Source organism: Curtobacterium sp. MCBA15_008 (assembly GCF_001865065.1).
Lineage (GTDB): Bacteria > Actinomycetota > Actinomycetes > Actinomycetales > Microbacteriaceae > Curtobacterium.
In genome coordinates this window covers 61,497-81,423 of sequence record NZ_MJGN01000056.1, presented here as the reverse complement: position 1 = coordinate 81,423, position 19,927 = coordinate 61,497, and the positions used below count along the sequence as shown (strand labels likewise).

18 protein-coding genes and 2 tRNA genes are annotated in these 19,927 nt (G+C 69.2%); 5 read left to right on the top strand and 15 right to left on the bottom strand.

All coding sequences use genetic code 11. The features are described 5' to 3' along the window. Positions 1 to 21 precede the first annotated feature (21 nt). Positions 22 to 2,049 carry a M3 family metallopeptidase gene (locus BIU96_RS16710; RefSeq protein ID WP_071293741.1) on the top strand — a complete coding sequence of 676 codons (2,028 nt, stop codon included), beginning with the start codon at positions 22 to 24 and terminating at the stop codon, positions 2,047 to 2,049. Positions 2,050 to 2,239: 190 nt separating this feature from the next. On the opposite strand, the gene clpX is transcribed toward BIU96_RS16710, so the two are convergent. Then, entirely contained in the window at positions 2,240 to 3,520 is a 1,281-nt protein-coding gene (gene clpX / locus BIU96_RS16705) for an ATP-dependent Clp protease ATP-binding subunit ClpX (RefSeq protein ID WP_071293740.1), read from the bottom strand. Positions 3,521 to 3,740: 220 nt separating this feature from the next. Here clpX and BIU96_RS16700 point away from each other — a divergent pair, with 220 nt between their 5' ends. Further along, on the top strand, positions 3,741 to 4,472 hold the full coding sequence (locus tag BIU96_RS16700) for a YcnI family protein (RefSeq protein ID WP_071293739.1): 732 nt from the start codon (positions 3,741 to 3,743) through the stop codon (positions 4,470 to 4,472). A 50-nt stretch (positions 4,473 to 4,522) separates the two neighbouring features. Next, entirely contained in the window at positions 4,523 to 5,137 is a 615-nt protein-coding gene (locus tag BIU96_RS16695) for a copper resistance protein CopC (protein ID WP_071293738.1), read from the top strand. A gap of 80 nt (positions 5,138 to 5,217) precedes the next feature. Here BIU96_RS16695 and BIU96_RS16690 read toward each other — a convergent pair whose 3' ends face one another. The 5 genes from BIU96_RS16690 to BIU96_RS16670 all read right to left on the bottom strand — a co-directional run bounded on the left by BIU96_RS16690 (position 5,218) and on the right by BIU96_RS16670 (position 8,535). Then, positions 5,218 to 5,877: an ATP-dependent Clp protease proteolytic subunit gene (locus BIU96_RS16690; protein ID WP_070416572.1), complete on the bottom strand. Its 660-nt coding sequence runs from the start codon at positions 5,875 to 5,877 to the stop codon at positions 5,218 to 5,220. A gap of 29 nt (positions 5,878 to 5,906) precedes the next feature. Further along, positions 5,907 to 6,536, bottom strand: coding sequence for an ATP-dependent Clp protease proteolytic subunit (locus BIU96_RS16685; RefSeq protein ID WP_071293737.1), 630 nt, complete (start codon positions 6,534 to 6,536; stop codon positions 5,907 to 5,909). 159 nt (positions 6,537 to 6,695) lie between these two features. Further along, complete coding sequence (gene tig / locus BIU96_RS16680; protein ID WP_071293736.1) at positions 6,696 to 8,003, bottom strand: trigger factor; 1,308 nt, start codon at positions 8,001 to 8,003, stop codon at positions 6,696 to 6,698. 52 nt (positions 8,004 to 8,055) lie between these two features. After that, positions 8,056 to 8,132: transfer RNA gene (locus BIU96_RS16675), tRNA-Pro, on the bottom strand. A gap of 55 nt (positions 8,133 to 8,187) precedes the next feature. Next, a complete protein-coding gene (locus BIU96_RS16670; RefSeq protein WP_071293735.1) occupies positions 8,188 to 8,535 on the bottom strand; it encodes a hypothetical protein in 348 nt (115 codons plus the stop codon). Between the two features lie 54 nt (positions 8,536 to 8,589). Between BIU96_RS16670 and BIU96_RS16665 the strand changes: the two genes are divergently transcribed. Together BIU96_RS16665 and BIU96_RS16660 are read left to right on the top strand one after the other, a co-directional pair. Continuing rightward, positions 8,590 to 8,660, top strand: a tRNA-Gly gene (locus BIU96_RS16665). A gap of 297 nt (positions 8,661 to 8,957) precedes the next feature. Beyond that, positions 8,958 to 9,692 (top strand): DUF2511 domain-containing protein, encoded by a 735-nt coding sequence (locus tag BIU96_RS16660; protein WP_254786217.1) that lies wholly within the window; start codon positions 8,958 to 8,960, stop codon positions 9,690 to 9,692. Positions 9,693 to 9,774: 82 nt separating this feature from the next. Here the strand turns inward: BIU96_RS16660 and BIU96_RS16655 are convergent, their stop codons facing one another. From BIU96_RS16655 to BIU96_RS16615, 9 genes are all read right to left on the bottom strand, one after another. Further along, positions 9,775 to 10,185, bottom strand: coding sequence for a type II toxin-antitoxin system VapC family toxin (locus BIU96_RS16655; protein WP_071293733.1), 411 nt, complete (start codon positions 10,183 to 10,185; stop codon positions 9,775 to 9,777). Between the two features lie 27 nt (positions 10,186 to 10,212). Beyond that, positions 10,213 to 10,503, bottom strand: coding sequence for a DUF1905 domain-containing protein (locus BIU96_RS16650; protein ID WP_071293732.1), 291 nt, complete (start codon positions 10,501 to 10,503; stop codon positions 10,213 to 10,215). Between the two features lie 36 nt (positions 10,504 to 10,539). Next, complete coding sequence (locus BIU96_RS16645) at positions 10,540 to 11,013, bottom strand: hypothetical protein (protein WP_175477592.1); 474 nt, start codon at positions 11,011 to 11,013, stop codon at positions 10,540 to 10,542. Positions 11,014 to 11,277: 264 nt separating this feature from the next. Further along, positions 11,278 to 12,237 carry an endo-beta-N-acetylglucosaminidase H gene (locus BIU96_RS16640; RefSeq protein WP_071293730.1) on the bottom strand — a complete coding sequence of 320 codons (960 nt, stop codon included), beginning with the start codon at positions 12,235 to 12,237 and terminating at the stop codon, positions 11,278 to 11,280. An 86-nt stretch (positions 12,238 to 12,323) separates the two neighbouring features. After that, positions 12,324 to 15,356, bottom strand: coding sequence for a glycoside hydrolase family 38 C-terminal domain-containing protein (locus tag BIU96_RS16635; RefSeq protein ID WP_071293729.1), 3,033 nt, complete (start codon positions 15,354 to 15,356; stop codon positions 12,324 to 12,326). A 24-nt stretch (positions 15,357 to 15,380) separates the two neighbouring features. Continuing rightward, positions 15,381 to 16,742, bottom strand: a complete 1,362-nt coding sequence (locus BIU96_RS16630) for a cellulase family glycosylhydrolase (protein WP_071293728.1) — start codon at positions 16,740 to 16,742, stop codon at positions 15,381 to 15,383. Beyond that, positions 16,742 to 17,695 (bottom strand): carbohydrate ABC transporter permease, encoded by a 954-nt coding sequence (locus tag BIU96_RS16625; RefSeq protein ID WP_217642291.1) that lies wholly within the window; start codon positions 17,693 to 17,695, stop codon positions 16,742 to 16,744. The genes BIU96_RS16630 and BIU96_RS16625 overlap by 1 nt, the downstream gene beginning before the upstream one ends. Continuing rightward, positions 17,692 to 18,570 carry a carbohydrate ABC transporter permease gene (locus BIU96_RS16620; protein WP_071293727.1) on the bottom strand — a complete coding sequence of 293 codons (879 nt, stop codon included), beginning with the start codon at positions 18,568 to 18,570 and terminating at the stop codon, positions 17,692 to 17,694. Before BIU96_RS16620 ends, BIU96_RS16625 begins: the two co-directional genes overlap by 4 nt. A 45-nt stretch (positions 18,571 to 18,615) precedes the next feature. Continuing rightward, positions 18,616 to 19,908 (bottom strand): sugar ABC transporter substrate-binding protein, encoded by a 1,293-nt coding sequence (locus BIU96_RS16615; RefSeq protein ID WP_071293726.1) that lies wholly within the window; start codon positions 19,906 to 19,908, stop codon positions 18,616 to 18,618. Positions 19,909 to 19,927: the final 19 nt, after the last annotated feature.

The window sequence follows — 19,927 nt, the reverse complement described above, 5'->3', positions numbered from 1 at the left end:
TCCAGTCCGTAGGGTGGTGAGATGGCAACCCCGTTCGACGTTCCGAGCACCCTCCCCTACTCCCTCCCGCCGTTCCGTGACGTGCGGCTCGAGCACTACCGACCCGCGTTCGAAGCCGGCATGGCCGAGCAGCGTGCCGAGGCCGAGGCGATCGCCGCCTCCGCCGAGGCACCGACGTTCGAGAACACCCTGGTCGCCCTCGAGCGCACCGGGCAGTCGCTCGCCCGCGTGAGCCACGTGTTCTTCACGCTGTCCTCGGCGGACTCGACGCCCGAGCAGCACGACCTCGAGGCCGAGGTCTCCCCGCTCCTCGCCGCGCACCGCGACGCGATCACCCTCGACAGCCGCCTGTACGACCGGATCGCAGCGGTCCGGTCGACGCTCGACGAGCGGACCGACCTCAGCGACGAGGACCGACGTCTGGTCGAGCGGACGTACACCGAGATGACCCTCGCGGGCGCCGGGCTCGACGACGCCGGCAAGGAGCGTCTCACCGCGATCAACCAGGAGCTCTCGACGCTCACCACCACGTTCGAGCGGAACCTGCTCGAGGACACCAACGACCTGGCCGTGCACGTCACCGACGAGGCCGAGCTCGAGGGCCTCGACGACGGCGCGAAGTCCGCCGCCGCCGGTGCCGCGGCCGACCGCGAGCTCGACGGTTGGCTGATCACGCTGCCGCTCTACACCGGCCACCCGTGGCTGGCGTCGCTCGCCGACCGTGGGCTGCGCGAGCGGATCATGCGCGCGTCGCTCTCGCGCGGTCGCCGTGGCAACGAGCACGACAACCGCGACGTGCTGCTGCGCATCGTCCGGCTCCGGGCCGAGCGCGCCGAACTCCTCGGGTTCCCGAACCACGCCGCGGTGGTCACCGCCGACGAGACCGCGAAGACCCCCGAGGCCGTCGACGGGCTGCTGTCGTCCCTGGTGCCGGCGGCCGCGGCGAACGCCGACGACGAGCGGGCCGTCCGGTCGCGGGTCGTCGGGTTCGACGTCGAGGCGTGGGACTGGGCCTACGCCACCGAGCTCCTGCGCGGCGAGCAGTTCGCCGCCGACAGCTCCGCGCTCCGCCCGTACTTCGAGGCCGACCGGGTCCTGCGCGACGGGGTCTTCCACGCCGCCGGCGAGCTCTACGGCCTGACCTTCACCGAACGCGACGACCTGCACGGGTACAACGACGAGGTCCGGGTCTTCGAGGTGCGCGACGAGGACGGTGCCGAGGTCGGCCTGTACCTGCTCGACCTCTACACCCGCGACGGCAAGCGCGGCGGTGCGTGGATGAACCCGGTCGTCGAGCAGTCCGCGCTGCTCGGCACGCTGCCGGTGGTCGTCAACAACCTCAACGTGGCGAAGCCCGCCGCGGGGTCGCCGACGCTCCTCATCCAGGACGAGGTCGAGACGCTCTTCCACGAGTTCGGGCACGCGCTGCACGGCCTCATCGCCCGCACGACCTACCCGCGGTTCTCCGGCACCAACGTCGAGCGGGACTTCGTCGAGTTCCCGTCGCAGGTGAACGAGATGTGGGTGTCGTGGCCGTCCGTCCTGGCGAACTACGCCAAGCACCACGAGACCGGTGAGCCGCTGCCGCCCGAGCTCGTCCTCGGGCTGAGCGACTCCGCCGGCTTCAACGAGGGCTTCGGCACGACCGAGTACCTCGCCGCCGCGCTGCTCGACCAGGCGTGGCACCGGCTGTCCTCCGCCGAGGCCGCCGCGGTGACCTCCGTCGAGGACTTCGAGCGGGACGCCCTCGCCTCCGCCGGCATCGCGGTCGAGGCCGTGCCGCCGCGGTACTCGTCGACGTACTTCGCCCACACGTTCTCGGGCGGGTACGACGCCGGGTACTACGGCTACATCTGGTCCGAGGTGCTCGACGCCGACACGGTGGAGTGGTTCCGGTCGAACGGGGGGCTCTCGCGCGAGGCCGGTCGGCGCTTCGCCACGCGCCTGCTCGGCGTCGGCGGGGCGAAGGACCCGCTCGAGGCGTACCGCGACTTCCGCGGGCGCGACGCCGAGGTCGGGCCGCTGCTGCGCCGCCGCGGGCTCGAGTAGGCGCGCCGGGCGCCCGGCGCCCCGGACGCGGCGCACGACCGCACAACCGAAGTCACCCCGAACCACGCAATCGCGCGGTTCGGGGTGACTTTCGTTGTGCGGAGCGTCCGGCCGACCGGCCGCCGCACCCGCCCCCACACGCGAACGGGCCCGCACACACGGTGCGGGCCCTTCGACGCGAACGGACGGACTACGCCGACTTCTCCACGCGCTTCGCCCGCGGACGCGGCACGATCGTCGGCGCCGCGTTCTCGAGCACGGACTCGCGGGTGATGACCACGCGCGCGACGTCGTCGTCCGACGGCACGTCGAACATGACCGGCCCGAGGACCTCTTCGAGGATCGCCCGGAGACCGCGGGCACCCGTCTGACGCAGCACGGCCAGGTCGGCGATCGCCTCGAGCGCGCCCTGGTCGAACTCCAGCTCGACCCCGTCGATCTGGAACATGCGCTGGTACTGCTTGACGAGCGCGTTCTTCGGCTCGGTCAGGATCCGCATGAGCGCGGACTGGTCGAGCTGCGACACCGTGGTGACGACGGGCAGACGACCGATGAACTCCGGGATGAGCCCGAACTTGTGCAGGTCCTCCGGGAGGACGTCGGCGTAGAGGTCCTGCTGATCGAGCGGGCTGTGCAGCGGAGCGCCGAAGCCGATCCCCCGCTTGCCGACGCGCGACGACACGATGTCCTCGAGCCCGGCGAACGCCCCCGCCACGATGAACAGCACGTTCGTCGTGTCGATCTGGATGAACTCCTGGTGCGGGTGCTTCCGACCGCCCTGCGGCGGGACCGAGGCGACCGTCCCCTCGAGGATCTTGAGCAGCGCCTGCTGCACGCCCTCGCCGGAGACGTCACGCGTGATCGACGGGTTCTCCGCCTTGCGCGCGATCTTGTCGACCTCGTCGATGTAGATGATGCCGGTCTCGGCACGCTTCACGTCGTAGTCGGCGGCCTGGATGAGCTTGAGGAGGATGTTCTCGACGTCCTCGCCGACGTAGCCGGCCTCGGTCAGGGCGGTGGCGTCCGCGACGGCGAACGGCACGTTGAGGCGCTTCGCCAGCGTCTGCGCGAGGTACGTCTTGCCGCAGCCGGTCGGGCCGATCAGCAGGATGTTCGACTTCGCGATCTCGACGTCGTCGCGGTCTTCGGCAGCGGTGATCTGCCCCTGCGCCCGGATCCGCTTGTAGTGGTTGTAGACGGCCACGGCAAGGGAACGCTTCGCCGGGTCCTGCCCGATGACGTACTCCTGCAGGAAGTCGAAGATCTCGCGCGGCTTCGGCAGTTCGAAGTCACCGCTCGCGGTGTCCTCGCCGGCTTCGGCCAGTCGTTCCTCGATGATCTCGTTGCACAGCTCGACGCACTCGTCGCAGATGTACACGCCGGGACCGGCGATGAGCTGCTGGACCTGCTTCTGGCTCTTGCCGCAGAAGGAGCACTTCAGCAGGTCGGCGCTCTCTCCGATGCGTGCCATGTCGGTGCCCTCCCTGGTTGACCGATGCAGACCTGATCGTCTGCCCGATGGGTGCAGGCCGACGACCTGCCCGACTGTCCACGAGCCTAATCGCAACCGGCGACACCGGCTGCGACGCCGAGCCGCAAACGGCCACCCCGTTCGCCCAGGGCGTTCGATCCTGCTAGCGTGTCCTCGATTCCTCTACAACTTGTAGAAGTGCCGCCCCGGAAGGAACCCCATGCCCAAGCGTCTCGCCGTCGTCAGCACCGCGACCCTCGGCGTCACCGCTGCCATCGTCCTCGGCACCGCCGGCATGGCCAGCGCCCACGTCTCGGCCACCGCGACCTCGACCGCCGCGAACTCGTACACGACGGCCACGTTCTCTGTCCCGCACGGCTGCGACGGCTCCCCCACCACGAAGATCGAGTTCCAGGTGCCGGAGTCGGTCATCGAGGTCACGCCGACCGTGAACCCGAACTGGACGATCACGAAGGCGACCGCGAAGTACACCAGCCCGTCCGCCGCGTCGGACGACGAGTCCGCCGAGGACGCCGGCCAGCGCGTCACGAGCGTCACCTACACGGCGAAGACGCCGCTCCCCGCCGACGAGCGCGACACCTTCCAGTTGTCGTTCTCGCTGCCCGACGGCAAGGCGGGTGACCTCGTCGAGTTCCCGGCCCTGCAGACCTGCGAGAAGGGCACCGTCGAGTGGAACCAGGAGCAGAAGGCCGGCCAGGCCGAGCCCGAGCACCCGGCGCCCTCGATCACCCTGACCGCGGCCGAGGCCACGGACGATGACGGCGACCCCATCGCCGCGACCCCGACGGCCGAGGCCGCCGGCACGGACACGACCCCCTCGAGCGACCCCGACCTGGTCGGTCGCTTCCTCGGCCTCGGCGGCCTGGTCCTCGGCGCGGTCGCCCTGGTCGTCGCCGTCGCCGGCACGCGTCGTCGGAGCGCCAGCAAGTGACACAGAGCGTCGAGCGTCACGCAGGTGGCCGGTCGCGGGCCTGGAGGCTCGTGGCCGGCTCCGCCGCGACGCTCGCCATCGCCGGTGGTGCGGTCCTCGGGCTCGCCGGCCCGGCCAGCGCGCACAACTACATGATCGCGTCGACGCCGAAGGTCGACGGCACCCTGACCGAGCTGCCGAAGGCGTTCGAGATCACGACGAACGACAAGCTGCTCGACATCGGCGGCTCGGACTCCGGGTTCGCGTACCGGATCGTCGGGCCGGACGGCAGGTACTACGAGGACGGCTGCCTCGCCGTGGACGGCCCGTCGATGACCACGAAGGCCGCGCTCGGCGACTCCGGCAGGTACACCGTCGAGTGGCAGATCATCTCCGCCGACGGTCACACCGTGTCCGACGAGTACACGTTCACGTGGGACGCCCCGGCCGGGTTCACGCCCGCCGCGGGGACGACGAAGCCGCCGGTGTGCGCGACCGACACCGCCGACGACGGGGCCACGAGCGCGACCACGGGGACGGCGTCCGGCAGCACCGACTCCGCGTCCTCCGACGCGCTCTGGATCGGCGCCGGCGGGGTCGTCCTCGTCGGCATGGTCGTCGCTGTCCTGCTGCTGCTCCGACGGAAGCCCGCTCCGGCGGCCGACGACGAACCCGACCAGGACTGACGGAAACCCGCGCGTGCCGAGCGCACGAGAAGGGCCCCGCACCGATCGGTGCGGGGCCCTTCTCGTGCGGGTCGTCGGTCTTACTTGACGAGTGCCGGCAGGTTCTTGCGGCTCGTGAGGACCTGGTCGATCAGGCCGTACTCGAGCGCCTCTTCGGCGGACATGATCTTGTCGCGCTCGATGTCGTTGTTGACCTGCTCCGGCGTGCGGTTCGAGTGCTTCGACAGCGTCTCCTCGAGCCAGGTGCGCATGCGGAGGATCTCCGCCGCCTGGATCTCGATGTCCGACGCCTGGCCGCCACCCTGCTGGACGGCGGGCTGGTGGATGAGCACACGGGCGTTCGGCAGGGCCAGACGCTTGCCGGGCGTACCGGCGGCGAGGAGCACCGACGCGGCCGAGGCAGCCTGACCGAGGCAGACCGTCTGGATCTGCGGACGGATGTACTGCATCGTGTCGTAGATCGCCGTCATCGCGGTGAACGAGCCACCGGGCGAGTTGATGTACATGACGATGTCGCGGTCGGGGTCCATCGACTCGAGCACGAGCAGCTGCGCCATGACGTCGTCCGCCGAAGCGTCGTCGACCTGGACGCCGAGGAACACGATGCGGTCCTCGAACAGCTTCGCGTACGGGTCCTGCCGCTTGTAGCCGTAGGCCGTGCGCTCTTCGAAGCTCGGCAGGATGTACCGATCAGTGGGGGCCGGGACGTTCTGCGCGCCACCGAGCATGGGGAGATGCATTCTCGTTTCCTTTTCTTCGGTGGGTCGGGTCAGGACTGGGCGTCGGGCTCGGCCGCGTCGGTCTGGGTCTCGCCGTCGGCGACGGTCCCACCACCGCCGATGACCTCGGTGGACGATGCACGGAGGTGGTCGACGAAGCCGTACTCGAGGGCTTCCTGCGCCGTGAACCAGTTGTCGCGGTCGTTGTCCTTGAGGACCTGCTCGATCGACTTGCCGGTCTGCTCCGCAGTGAGCTCCGCCATCCGCTGCTTCATGTCGAGGATGACCTTCGCCTGCGTCTGGATGTCGGCAGCGGTGCCGCCGAAGCCACCGGACGGCTGGTGCAGCAGCACACGGGCGTTCGGGGTGATGTAGCGCTTGCCGGGCGTGCCGGACGAGAGCAGGAACTGCCCCATCGACGCGGCGAGGCCGATGCCCACCGTGACGATGTCGTTCGGCACGAACTGCATCGTGTCGTAGATCGCCATGCCGGCGGTGATCGAACCACCGGGCGAGTTGATGTAGAGGTAGATGTCCTTCTCAGGGTCCTCGGCGGCGAGCATCAGCAGCTTGGCTGCGATCTCGTTCGAGTTGTCGTCGCGGACCTCGGAGCCGAGCCACACGATCCGGTCTCTCAGAAGGCGGTCAAAAACACTGGGGTTCAGTGTTGCTTCGGCCATGGAAAAGCTCCCGTTCAGTTGTCGCTTGATGTCGAACTTATCGGTTGCAACGCACCACTTCGCGTCTGTTCGCTGACGGCAATGCGGGTGGCCCGGAAACGGACTGGAGGCGCGGTGCCAGCTGGCACCGCGCCTCCAGTCAGAAGGGTGGGAACGCGACTACTCGGCGTCCTCCGCCGGGGTCTGCGCGACGCCCGCCGTGAAGGCGGACAGGTCCACGTCGTCACCGTTGGTGTCCTTGACGGTCACCTTCGAGAGGACGGTCGCGACCGCCTTCGAGCGGGCGACCTCGCCGACCATGCCGGGGATCTGGCCGTTCTGGTCGATCACCTTGATGAACTCGCCCGGCTCCATGCCGTACTGCGCAGCAGCCTGGATGAGGTACTGGGTGAGCTCTTCCTGCGAGACCTGGATCTCTTCCTTCTCGGCGATCGAGTCGAGGAGGATCTGCGAACGGAAGGCCTTCTCGCTGGACTCCGAGACCTCCTTGCGGTGCTCGTCGTCCTCGAGGCGGTTCTCCTGCTCGAGGTGACGGTGCACCTCGTCCTCGATGAGCTTCTCCGAGATCGGGATGTTGACGTCCTCGGTGAGCTTCTCGACGAGCTTGTCGCGAGCCGCGGCGCCCTGACCGAAGGTCTTGGACTTCGCGATCTGCTCCTTGAGGTCCGCCTTGAGCTCGTCGATCGTGTCGAACTGGCTCGCGATCTGCGCGAACTCGTCGTCGGCCTCGGGGAGCTCGCGCTCCTTGACGGCGGTGACGGTCACGGCGATCTGGGCGATCTCGCCCTCGCGGTCGCCACCGACGAGCTTCGACTCGAAGGTGGTGGACTCGCCGGCGGTCAGCGACTCGAGCGCCTCGTCGATGCCCTCGAGCAGGTCACCCGAACCGAGCTCGTACGAGACGCCGGTGGCCGAGTCGACCTCGTCGTCGCCGATGGTCGCGGTGAGGTCGATCTGCGCGAAGTCACCCGTGGTCGCCGGACGGTCGACCGTCACGAGCGTGCCGAAGCGGGTGCGGAGGTTCTGCAGTTCCTCTTCGATCTCCTCGTCCGACACCTCGACGGCGTCGACGGTGAGCTCGTACGAGCTGTAGTCCGGCAGGTCGAACTCGGGACGGACGTCCACCTCGAACGTGAGGACGAGGTCACCCGTGAAGTCGTTGACGTTCGGGAGCTCGGCCACGTCGGCCTCGGCACGACCGAGGATGCGCAGTTCCTGCTCCTCCACCGCCTGGCGGTAGAAGTTGTCGATCGCGTCGCCGACGGCGTGGTTCAGGACCTCGCCACGGCCGACACGCTGGTCGACGATCGCCGGCGGGACCTTGCCCTTGCGGAAGCCGGGGATGTTGATCTGCTCGGCGATGTGCTTGTACGCGTGGTCGATGCTCGGCTTGAGATCGTCCGGCGTCACGTTCACGGTGAGCTTGACGCGGGTGTCGCTCACCTTGTCGACGGTGCTGGTGGCCAAGGGATGTTCTCCTGTTGGTTGACGTTCGTGTGGTCGGTGGTTCTCGAAGACCTGGTCGGGGCGACAGGATTTGAACCTGCGACCTCCCGCTCCCAAAGCGGGCGCTCTACCAAGCTGAGCTACGCCCCGTTTGACTGGGCCAGGGGTCCGAGCACGCCGCGAGGCGCACGGGACGCCGATGAGTCTAGCGGTCCCCTGGTGCTCGGTTCCCGGGAGGTTCCCCGCCAGTGTCAGGGCCGATGCCACTGCCCACTCCGGCGTCGGCTTCTGCCCCGCGTCGCAGGCCCGCCCGCCACTGCACGCCGACGACGACCTGCACCGCGAGGGCCGCCACCCCGAGCACGATGCCGGCGACGATCCGCCACCCGTGCAGGAGCGCGTGCGCCGGCTGCGTCTGCGGGTCCCCGAACAGCTCCGGGCGCAGCGAGAACACCACCGCCGCGAGGACCACCAGGACGTACGAGAGGACCCGCGACCGCTTGATCGTGCGCTCGGCGGACCCGTCCGGCTTCGGGATGACGCGCCCTGACATGTCGATGCTCGTTCGTCCGCTACGATGATGGGGCTGCGCCTGGTGCGCAGGCGCGGGGATGTAGCTCAATGGTAGAGCCCCAGTCTTCCAAACTGGCTACGCGGGTTCGATTCCCGTCATCCCCTCTGTGGTCGTAGGCGCTTCGCGCCGCGTCGTCGGTCTGTCGTCCGGATGTTGTTGGGCGTGGCGCTTCGCTGTGCCGGCGGTCGGCGCCTCGCGCCGGGGTCGTCGGCCCGCCGTCCGGATGTTGCTGGCGATGGCGCTTCGCTGCGCCGGGCGTTCAGCGCCTCGCCGCGTCGGGCGGTGGCACCTCGCCCGGGCTGCGTCGCCCGCCGGATGAGCGCCGCCGCTGAAAGACGCAGCCCGAGGCGCCCGCGGACGAGGGCTATCGATGAGAGACCCTGAGCCATACTCTCCTTCGTGTGAACAAGCACCTCTCCTTGGCTCTCATGTCACTAGCGGCAGCCAGCATTCTTGCGAGCGCCGTAGCGGTGCCGTCGGGCACGGCGTCAGCTGCTCCTGGCCAGAGCACCGCGGTCGGCGAGTCGACTCCTACTGTGGCTCCGAAGAAGTCGAAGCGGATCACGAAGGCTGAGAAGCTGGTTCTCGCCGAGTTGCCCGACGCCCCGATCTGGGAGGGGCTGACGGTCAAGGGTGCGAAGGTCAGCAAGCGTGTCGTCTGTGTCGATCGCACCTGGGCACCGGGCGGCGGGCCCGACGACAAAGGCGGGAACGCCGGATACGTCGTCGTGAAGTTCCCCAAGAAGATGAGCGGGAAGATCAAGCTCGGTGATCCGCAGGACGGCGAATGCGCTGACTACGAGCCCACCGCAGCAAGTTCGGCTGCGAAGGTCGATGTCCCCAAGAAGCTCAAGAAGAAGAAGGGTCTCCTGGTCAGCACGAAGTTCGGGGACGAATGGCCACTGACGGTGCCCTACGCGGTCGTGCACTGCAGGAACATCACCGCGGGCGGCATGTACCTCAACGTCGTGACGCTCGACGCCCCCGATGGCACCCGCTACGCAGTCAACGGCACGGCACAAGACCACACCTCGTACCCGGAGATCAACCCCATCTGGGCACCTAATCCGGACGTCGACGGGTTGAAGATCGACATCTCGCCCGTCATCGACGCGGGCCTGAAGCTCTGCAAGTAGGTGGCCCTGATACCAGCGGGCGATGAGCGCCTCGCTCTACTCTGGGCGCATCGCGCGGGGCGTGTCAGATGGCGCGTGCGGTTCAGCCGCGGATCGCGTCCAGCAAGGTGGACGACGGGGTTGTGGGAACCATGTCCGTGGCCGCCGCGATCAGGAGCGGGTCGTCGGTCACGAGGGTGTCGGCCTGCAGCACCGCGACCGCCAGGTACTCCGCCGGCCCGACGTCGCCCCAGCTGAGACGCGTCGCGATCTTCCACGCTGTCCCCCGCGACACTCGGTCCCCCAGCAGTCGGATCCGCAGCCCGGCCAGTCCGTCGAGCTGCGCGCGGGCGTCCCGCTCGTCCAGCTCGCCGCCGCGGACCTGCCGGTACAGCGCAGCCATGACGTGCGAACGGAGCACCGCGGGCCCGACCAGTTGGTCAGCCCGATCCACCACCAGCTCGCCACGGACGATCCGCAGCGCGACGTCGGCATCGATCGCGTACCTGGTCATGCCCGGCAGTCTGCTCCCCCGTGCGTCCTACGGGCCGGCGAACTCGAGGGTGAGGGTCGGGCTGTCGCCGAGCTCCACCCCGGCACGACGTCGTTCGGCGGCCCGGAGCGGCACGAGGTACCCGCCGTCCTTCGGGAAGAGCGAGGTCGTCCACGACACGCTGCCGATCGTCACGCTGGCCGGGATCACGCCCCAGCCGTAGGTGAGGAACGGGGCGAGTTCGTGGATGACCTCGGCGGCGTCGGGCGGCACGACGGCGTAGAAGTACGGCGCCGGCCCGCGCCACTCGATCACCTCGCCGTCGAACTCGACCTCCACGCCGCGATCGTACGGCGCGGCGATCAGTACGGCCGGTCAGACGGCTCCGATCGGCTCCTCTTCGACCTCTTGGCGCAGCATCCGGTAGTGCCGCTCCCAACCGGGCGTCCCCCGACCCGCAGCGTGCAGAGCCGTTCGCACGGCGCCGAGGGCACGATCGAGCGCCCCGAACTCGTCGTCGGCGACGACACCGATCGAGAAGGTCAGCGTTCGGGTCTCCAGATCGACAGCCAGGTCTTGATCGTGCACGTCGTCGAGATCGAAGAGTGCATCCGCGACGGTGTCGAAGTCGGCGGCGATGTCGCCCGGTTCGTCGAGCGCAGTCGCGCACTCCAGTCGTACGAGGTACTTCGTCATGGCGTTCTCCTGTCCCAGCAACTCAAGCGCCTCAACCGATACATCAGATGCACAACGTACCAGGGGTTCGAGGGCGTCATGTGGACCGTGTGCAAGTGTTCCCCGCACGGGCAGTACGCCTTGTAGTACTTCCTCCCCTTCGCGAAACGCCATCCGCGCGCTTCGGCGGTGCGCATCACCTGTTCGATGTCCTTCTTCGGATGTCGTGGTCGTTCGACCATCGCCACCTCCCCTCCACGCTCTCGACGGTAGGGAGGGCGACACCGCGGTCAGGTGCGTCCCGCAGCGTTGTGGAGACCAGTGACCGATGCCGCCCCTGTTGAGGAACGGCGGTGGCGACCGGCGGGACGGAAGCGCCCCGCGCCTCCAGGCCCGAGCCAGGAGACGCGGGGCGCGAGCCGCCGCTGGGACGCGACGTCAGCGGTACGTCGCGGCCTGCCCGTACAGCACGTTCGTGAACGACGAGACGTAGGCGGACTCGTCGCCTCCCGGCAGGTTGTACGTCATGAACACGCCGTAGCCGTCGGAGACCGTCCGCGAAGCGAGCGACACCGCCGTCGCCTGCGGGGTGTTCTGGATGTCGACCGCAGCGGCGGAGAGCTTCGACTTGTCGAGCCCGGGGATCGACGGCGCCGAGTAGGTGCCGTAGTACGGGTTCCAGGCGTAGTCGAGCTTCGAGCCGATGGTGCTGCTCGACGTCGAGAGCGAGGACGAGGCCGGGCCGATGTCGTAGAACGAGATGAGCTTCCCCGGCATGTCGGCACGGAGGGCGCTGATGAGCCATCCGATCGACTGCTGGTTCGGCTGCGGGGTGCCGTTCACGCCGTAGTCGGAGTACTCGTCGTCGAGGTCGACGCCGTCGAGACCGTACTTCGACACGGTGGCCGAGACCTGGGCCGCGAAGTCCTCGGCAGCGGCCTGGGTCGGGAAGTTCGCGATCCCCGCACCCTGGTGGTTGCCGAGCACCGACAGCGACACCTTGATGCCCTTGGCCTGCAGCGGGCGGATCTGCGTGGCCGCCTGGTCGAGGGTGCGCTGCACGTTCTCGTTGTTGGCGAGAACGGCCTTCGTCCCGTCCCAGTTGATGTTCGCCGCGAAGATGATCGCGACGTCGAACGCGTTGGCGCCGTTCGCCAGGGTGTACCGGCCGACGTTCGCGAGTTCGTCGTTGTTCACCTCGACGTACGCGATGCTCGTCGGACCGGACTTCGTCGGTGCGGCGTGCGGCTGCTTGCCGTGCCCCACACCGTGGTGGGCGCCGGCCCCGTGGGCGAGCCCCGTGGGTGACGGCGCCGCGGAGGCCGCGGTCGGCACCATCGGTGCGACGACCATCGCGGCGAGTGCCGCGACGATCCCGAACTTCATCGTCTTCTTCATGTCACTCCTCGTCGAGTGGACGACCCGACCGGCGGACGCCGGCCAGGGACCGCCGCCGGGACACCCGGAGTCCCGGCGGCGGGGTCTCAACCGCGGACGCGCGGGAAGCGGAAGGTGCGGACCTCGTACGCGTCGACAGCGAACGAGGAGGCGTCGACCGCGGAGGCGTCGGCCAGCGGCTCTTCGAGCAGCGTCACCTCGGCACCGCGCCCGAAGCCACCGCGCCCGAGGTCGCCGGAGACCGCGATCCCGCCGGTTCCCCGCCGCCCGACGGGTTCGTACACGCGGACGACCAGGTCGCCGGAGCGGTCGTCGGCGAGCTTCACGCTCGACAGCACGACGTCGCCCGACACCCGCACGAGCGGCTCGAAGCCCTGACCGCCGGTGACGGTCCGCGCGCTCGCGTTCATCACCACACCCGCAGCCGTCGCGCCGAGCTGGTCCGTGCCGATCACCATGCCGTACCGGTGCGTCTGCACCCCCTGGTCGGTCTCGGGGTCGGGGAACCGCGGAGCCCGCAGCAGCGACAGTCGGACCGTGGTCGTGACGTGTCCGTCGACGGCGTCGCGGGTGGTGTCGAAGCCATGGATCGAGTCGTTCACCAGGGCGACCCCGAAGCCGGGCTCCGACACGAGGACGTAGCGGTGCATCGAGGTCTCGAACTTCGCGGCCTCCCACGAGGTGTTCGTGTGGGTCACGCGCTTCTGCGCTCCGAACTGCGTCTCGGCGACCGTGTGCTCGGCGCGGACGTCGAGCGGGAACGCGACCTTGAGGAACTTCTCGGTCTCGTGCCAGTCGGTGGTCTGGTCGAACTCCAGCGTGCGGGAGTCCGGCGCGAGCGTGATCTCCTGGCGGACGCTCGAGTCGCCGAACGCACGCTCGACGACCACGCGTGCGACGCCGGTCCGCTCGTCGAGGTCGGCGGTCACGCTGGAGGCGTCGACGAGGTCCTCGACGCGGTTCCGGTAGTACCGGTCGACGTCCCACGCATCCCACATGTTCGGGAAGTCCTGGTGCAGCTGCAGCAGGTTCGCGACCTGTCCAGCCGCGACCGCGTCGCGCCCGGTGGTCAGGTCGACGGCGCTCGTCACGTGGCCGCTGCCGTCGACCACGACGCGGACGAGCGCGTTCGCCAGCACCCAGCCGCCGTCCTGCTCGGTGACGGTGACGGGGGTCGGCTCCGTCACGTCGGTCGCCAGGACCGCGCCCTGGGCGGGTGCGCCGGCCTGGAGGAACGGGGCCGGGTTCACGACGATCGTCGCGTCGCCGGCACCGGCCAGTGCCGACAGTGCCGACTCGATGAGCGCGGTGAGCCGCGCGGCCGTCTCGGCGTACTTCGCGACCGCTTCGCGGTGCACCCAGGCGATCGACGTGCCCGGCAGGATGTCGTGGAACTGCTGCAGGAGCACCTGCTGCCAGAGTGCGTCGAGCTCGTCGTAGGGGTAGGCGAAGTCGGTCCGTGCGGCCGCGGTCGCCGCCCAGAGCTCGGCCTCGAGCAGGAGCTGCTCACTCCGACGGTTGCCTTGCTTCGTCTGGTGCTGCGAGGTCAGGGTGGCGCGGTGCAGCTCGAGGTAGAGCTCGCCGACCCACACCGGCGGGTTCGGCAGCTCCGCCTTCGCCCGGTCGAAGAACACGTCGGGGTGCTCCCAGCGGACCTTCGCGCTGCCCTCGAGGTCGGCTAGACGTGCGGCCGTGCCGGTCATCTCGCGCGTGGTCCCGCCGCCGCCGTCGCCCCAGCCGACCGGGGCGATCGACCCGGTGGCGAGCCGGTTCTCGCGGAACTGCCGCGACGCCTTCGCGACCTCGGAGCCGCTCAGCCGCGAGTTGTAGGTGTCCATCGACGGGAAGTGCGAGAACACCCGCGAGCCGTCGATGCCCTCCCAGAGGAACGTGTGGTGCGGGAACTTGTTGACCTGGTTCCACGAGATCTTCTGCGTGAAGAACCACTCGAAGCCCGCGCGGCGCATCAGCTGCGGCAGCGCCGGCGAGTACCCGAAGCTGTCCGGCAGCCAGACGCCCTTCGGCCGGATGCCGAACTCGCGCTCGAAGAACCGCTGGCCCTGCGAGAACTGCCGGACGATGCTCTCGCCGGTCGGCATCACGGTGTCGGACTCGACCCACATGCCGCCGATCGGCAGGAACCGGCCGGCCTCGACGGCGGCCGTGACGCGGGCGTAGACCTCGGGGCGGTGCTCCTTGATCCACGCGTACTGCTGCGCACTCGACATGCCGTACAGGAAGTCGTCGGTCTGGTCGATGAGCTCGGTCATCGTGGACGTGGTGCGGGCGACCTTCCGGATCGTCTCGCGGACGGGCCAGAGCCAGGCGGAGTCGATGTGGGCGTGGCCGACGGCGGAGATCGTGTGCGCGGACGCCTCGGCGGGTGCGGCGAGGACGTCGGCGAGCGCGGCGCGGGCATCGGGAGCGGTCTCGGCGATGTGCTGCAGGTCGAGCCGGTCGAGCGCGTCGTCGAGGGCCTGCAGGATGCGCATCCGGCGCGGCCCCTCGGGCAGTTCGGCCTGCAGTTCGAGCAGGACGTCGATGTCGAGGGCGAGCTCGTGCACCTCGGACTCGAACACCGCGAGGTCCATCCGCCGGCTCGTGTAGAGGCGCTTCGGCGAGGACGTCTCGATGTCGCCCTCCTGCGTGACGAGGAAGGGGTGGTAGTCGAGCAGGACGGGGTTCGACGCCGCCTCGACGAAGAGCTCCACGGTCTCGCCACCCTCGGCCCGTTCGGTGACGAGCACCCACTGGTTCCGGGGGTTGATCGACTTCACCGGGGTGCCGTCGGCGAGGTACACGAGTCCCTCGCACTGGAAGCCCGGCATGTTCTTGTCGAAACCGAGGTCGATGACGGCCTCGATCCGGCGTCCGGCCCAGGCGTCCGGCACCGTGCCGGTCAGCCGGAACCAGGTCGTCCCCCACGCGGCGCCCCACGTCGTGCCGACCTCGTACGGCGTGAAGTCGAGCTGCAGGCCCTCGGTCGGCGGGATCGGCTCCCCCGGCAGCTCGTGCCACGCGGTCTCGAGCGGTGTCGCCGTCGCGTGCACCGCGGGGGTGATCCGTTCGTCGAGGACTCGTCGTGCGCGGCCGGTGGTGAGGGGGATGTCGTCGTGCATGGTGCCTTCCGGGTCCGGGGAGGGTCAGGGCATGGTCGCGGGGTGCGCGACCGAGATCGGGGAGTGTGCGGTGTCGGCGTCGAGGTCGGCGGGGACGTCGACGCAACGTGTGATGCCGCGCGCCGCGAGCGTGCCGGCGTCGGCCAGTCGGGAGCGGAGGACCACCTGGGGCCCGCGGCCGTCCGGGGCAGACGAAGCGGCCTCGAGCCAGGCCGCGGCGAACCGGCCGCCGGGCGCGCAGTCCGCCCGGGCGCCGTGCCGGTCGGTGCCGTCGGGCAGCACGTCGTCGAGGACGAGCGCGGTGGTCGGTGCGGCGCGGGTTCCGCGTTCCCCGTCGCCCGCGCGGGCCATCGCGGCGAACGCCTCGCCAGCGGGCTTCAGCCGGCCGTCGTTCGTGAAGAGGCCGAGGTCGTACTCGAGCTCCGGGAAGTCGGCGAGGGTCCGGGACACGTCGTGGGAGCACCACCAGGTGACGCCGAGCACGTGCTGGGCGTCGAGGACGTGCCGGATCGTCTGCTCGGTGAACGAGGCGGCGTCGGCGGGCGCGATGACGTTCGTCGGGGCGCCGACCTCCTGCAGCCAGTTCGGCCGGACCGGGTCGCGGTTCCAGGCCGCGGCGAGCTGGAGCAGGTACTCCCCGTGGCGGACCGATCCGGGTCCGAGTGCGCCGTGCAGCGCCGCCGAGCCGTTGAACACCCACGAGTGCGTGACCGTGGCGTCACCGTGGTCCGCCGCGTGCTCCGGTCCGAACGGCTGCGCGTCGTCGTACCAGGCCGCGTCGTACTGCGCGACGGTGACCAGGGGCAGCGGACGCGACCCGGTGCCGGGCGCGATCGAGGTGTCGGGGCCGAGCCGCGCCTCCAGGCCGGACCGCGCCGCCGCGACCATCGCCGCTGCCCATGCGTGCCCCTGCTCCGCCGTGATGGCGTGCGGGGTCGGGTGCGGGGTGTGCGCGAACTGGTTCACCTCGTTGCCGATGGTGATGCCCAGCAGGTTCGGCTTGTCCGCGACCGCCGTGGCGAGCGCGCGGACGTAGGCGGCGGTCGACGCGACCACGTCGGGGTCGGTGAACATGTTCCGCCGGTGCCAGCTCTCGAGCCAGGACGGCACGAAGTCGAAGCTCGACAGGTGCCCCTGCAGGGCGTCGACGTTGACGTCGAGCCCGAACGAGCCGGCGATGTCGACCACGGTCGCGACGTCCGCGAGCGCCTGCTGCCGGATGAGGGTCCGGTTCGGCTGCACGACCGGCCAGAGCGGGAAGATCCGGACGTGGTCGGCGCCGAGCGACGCGATCGCCTCCATGTCCCGCGCGGTGTCCGACGGGGAGAAGTCGAGCCACGAGTGGAACCAGCCGACCGAGGGGGTGTGGTTGACGCCGAAGCGCATCAGCCCTTCACCCCACCCTCTTCGACGCCCTTGAAGAAGAACCGCTGCAGGACGGCGAAGATCACGGCGATCGGGATGAACGCGATCATGGTGCCGGCCGCGATGAGGCGCTGGTCGGTGCCGAACGTGCCGCGGAGGTACTCCAGCCCGACCGTCAGCGTCAGCTTGTCCGGCGACTGCAGGACGATGAGCGGCCAGAGGAAGTCGTCCCACGCGCCGATGAAGGCGAAGATCGCGATCACGGCGATGGTGCCCTGCACGGCGGGCAGCGAGATGTACCGGAGCCGCTGCCAGGCGTTCGCGCCGTCCATCACCGCGGCCTGGTCGATCTCCTCGGGGATCTGCCGGAACGCGTTGAACATGAGCAGGACGTTGAGCGCCGCGATCATGCCGGGCAGGGCGACGCCGACCAGGTTGTCGGCGAGGCCGAGGTCCTTCACGGTGACGAACTGGGAGATGATCGTCGCCTCGCCGGGGAGCACGAGTGTGGCGAGGAACAGGCCGAGCACGGCCTTCCGGAAGCGCCACTGCAGGCGGGCGAGCGCGAACCCGGCGAAGGTCGCGAACACGATGTTCCCGATGACGTCGATCGCGGCGACGATGAGCGAGTTGCCGATGTACCCGAACACCGGGATGGCGTCACCCACCCGGAGGTAGTTGCCGATCGTCGGCTGCGACGGGATGAAAGACGGGTTCGCGGTGTAGATGTCCTCCCCCGGGCCCTTCAGCGACGTGGACAGCTGCCAGAGGAACGGCCCGATCGTGATGAAGAGCACCACGATGAGCAGGACGTAGCGGATCGCCTTCTCGCGGGTGGACATGACGCCCCACACCACGCGGCGTCGACGCTTGGGCGGTGTGCCGCCGGTCGCGCCGACCACGTCGGGAGCGGGGGCGGCTGCGCCCTGGGCGCCGCCGAGGACGGGTTCGGTGGTGCTCGTCGTGTTCGTCACTTGTCCGCCTTGCTGTTCATCCGCGCGAGGGCGAGCATCGGGATGAGCGTCACGGCGAAGAGCAGGAGGCTCAGCGCCGATGCGTACCCGAGGTTGCCGGTGAACCCCCGGGCGTACTGCTGGATGAGCATGACGAGGGAGTTGTCCTGGCCGCCGGGGCCGCCCGTCCCGTTCGTCAGGATGTAGAGCTCGCTGAACACCCGGAGCGCGCTGACGCACACGAGGATGCCGACGAGGGTCAGGGTGCCGCGGACGCCGGGCATCGTGACCGACCAGAAGCGGCGAACCGATCCGGCGCCGTCGAGCGCGGCCGCCTCGTGCAGTTCCTTGCCGACGTTCCCGAGGGCCGCCAGGAAGATGATCATGTAGTACCCGAGGCCCTTCCAGACCGTCAGGCTGATCGCGCTGAACAGCAGCAGCCACCGGTCGGTCAGGAACGGGATGCTGCCCTGCACGATGCCGAGCGACTGCACCATCTCGTTGATGACGCCGCGGTCGTCGAGGATCCAGTTCCAGATCAGCCCGACGACCACCGCGCTGGCGATGACCGGCGTGTAGTACGCCGTCCGGAAGAAGGCGATGCCGGGCAGCTTCTGCTGCACGAGCACGGCCATGAGGAGCGGGAGGACCGTCAGGAGCGGCAGGCACACCGCCATGTAGATGACGCTGTTGAGCAGCGCCTCCCACACCTGCGGGTCGGCGAGCAGGGTCTGGAAGTTCTGCAGACCGACCCAGCGGCTGACGCCACCGAGCGGGCTGGCGTTGGTGAACGACAGCCGGACGGTGTTGATCGACGGCCAGAGGCTGAACGCGACGAGCCAGACGAGTGCCGGCAGGACGAGCAGCCAGGGGGTGAACCAGCGGTTGGCGCGCATGGCGATCCTCCCTCTCTCTTCTTCGAGGCTTCTTCTCGGGGGTGATCAGCCGTTGGCGAGCAGGGTGTTCATCTTGGTCTGCGCCGTCTGCAGCGCCTTCTCGGGGCTGATGCCGCCCTTCATCGCCAGCGCGATCTGCTGGTCGAGGAAGTCCGTCATCGCCGAGTTGGCCTCGACCGGGTTGAGGTTCTTCGCCGTCTTGAGCGCGTCGTTGGCGAGCACGCGGGCCTTGCCCTCGACGGTGCCGTCGTCCTTCGAGAAGAACGGGTCGGACTGCGACGAGGTGGTCGACGGGAAGATGTTCACCAGGTGCGCGAAGGCCTCCTGGTTCTTCGCGTTCGTCATGAACGACGCGAGCGCCTCGGCTGTGGCCAGGTGCTTGCTCTTCGCCGAGACGCTGAGGCCCTGCACGTAGAGCGGCGGGTTGTCGAGCGCCGGCGACACGACGATGTTGCCCTTGAGCGACGGGTTGTTCTTCTCGAAGTCGCTGATCGCGGTGGCCCCGCCGGTGGTCCAGGCGACCTTGCCCTGGGTGAAGAGCGTGGAGTTGCCGAGGTAGTCGGTGTTGAGGACCGACGACGGCATCAGGCCGTCCTTGTACGCCTTGGCGTACTTGCTGATCAGGTCGGCGGCCTTCGACGAGTCGGCGAAGGTGAACTTCGTCCCCTTGTCGTTGATGATCTTCACGCCGGCGAGCGAGAAGTCGCTCAGGCCGGGCTTGCGGCTCATCAGGTAGTCGTCGGGGCACTTCTGGTGCATCGTCTCGGCCTGGCTGAACAGCTCGTCGGTCGTCTTCGGTGGGTTCGCCGGGTCGAGGCCGCACTTCGTGAACATCGTCTTGTTCCAGTAGTCGATGTCGGTGTTGAGGTACCAGGGGTACCCGAAGGTGCCGTCGACGCCCTTGTAGTTGTAGGCCGCCAGGGCGCCCTTGACGTAGGTGCTCGAGAGCTTGCTGTCGTCCTTCGCGACGTCCTGCAGGAACCCGCGCTTGGCGAGCGGCAGGGCGATGTCCGGCGGCAGGTTGATGACGTCCGGCAGGGAGTTCGACGAGGCCTGGCTGAGCACCTTGTCCGCGTAGCCGTCGCCGGGCTGGTCGACGAGCTTGACCTTGGCGTCCGGGTGCTGCTTCTCGAAGGCCTTCACGACGCCGTTGAGGTAGTCCGTGTAGGTCGGCGTCAGGGCCCAGGTCTGCAGCGTGATCGTGCCGCTGATCTCCCCGCCGCCGTTGCCCGCGCCGCTGCTGCCGCTCGAGCACCCGGTGAGGACGAGGGCGGTGGCTGCGGCTCCTGCGAGCAGCGCGATCGCGCGGCTCGTCGTCGTACGTGTGGTCGGTCTCATCGCGTCGGACTCCCTTGTG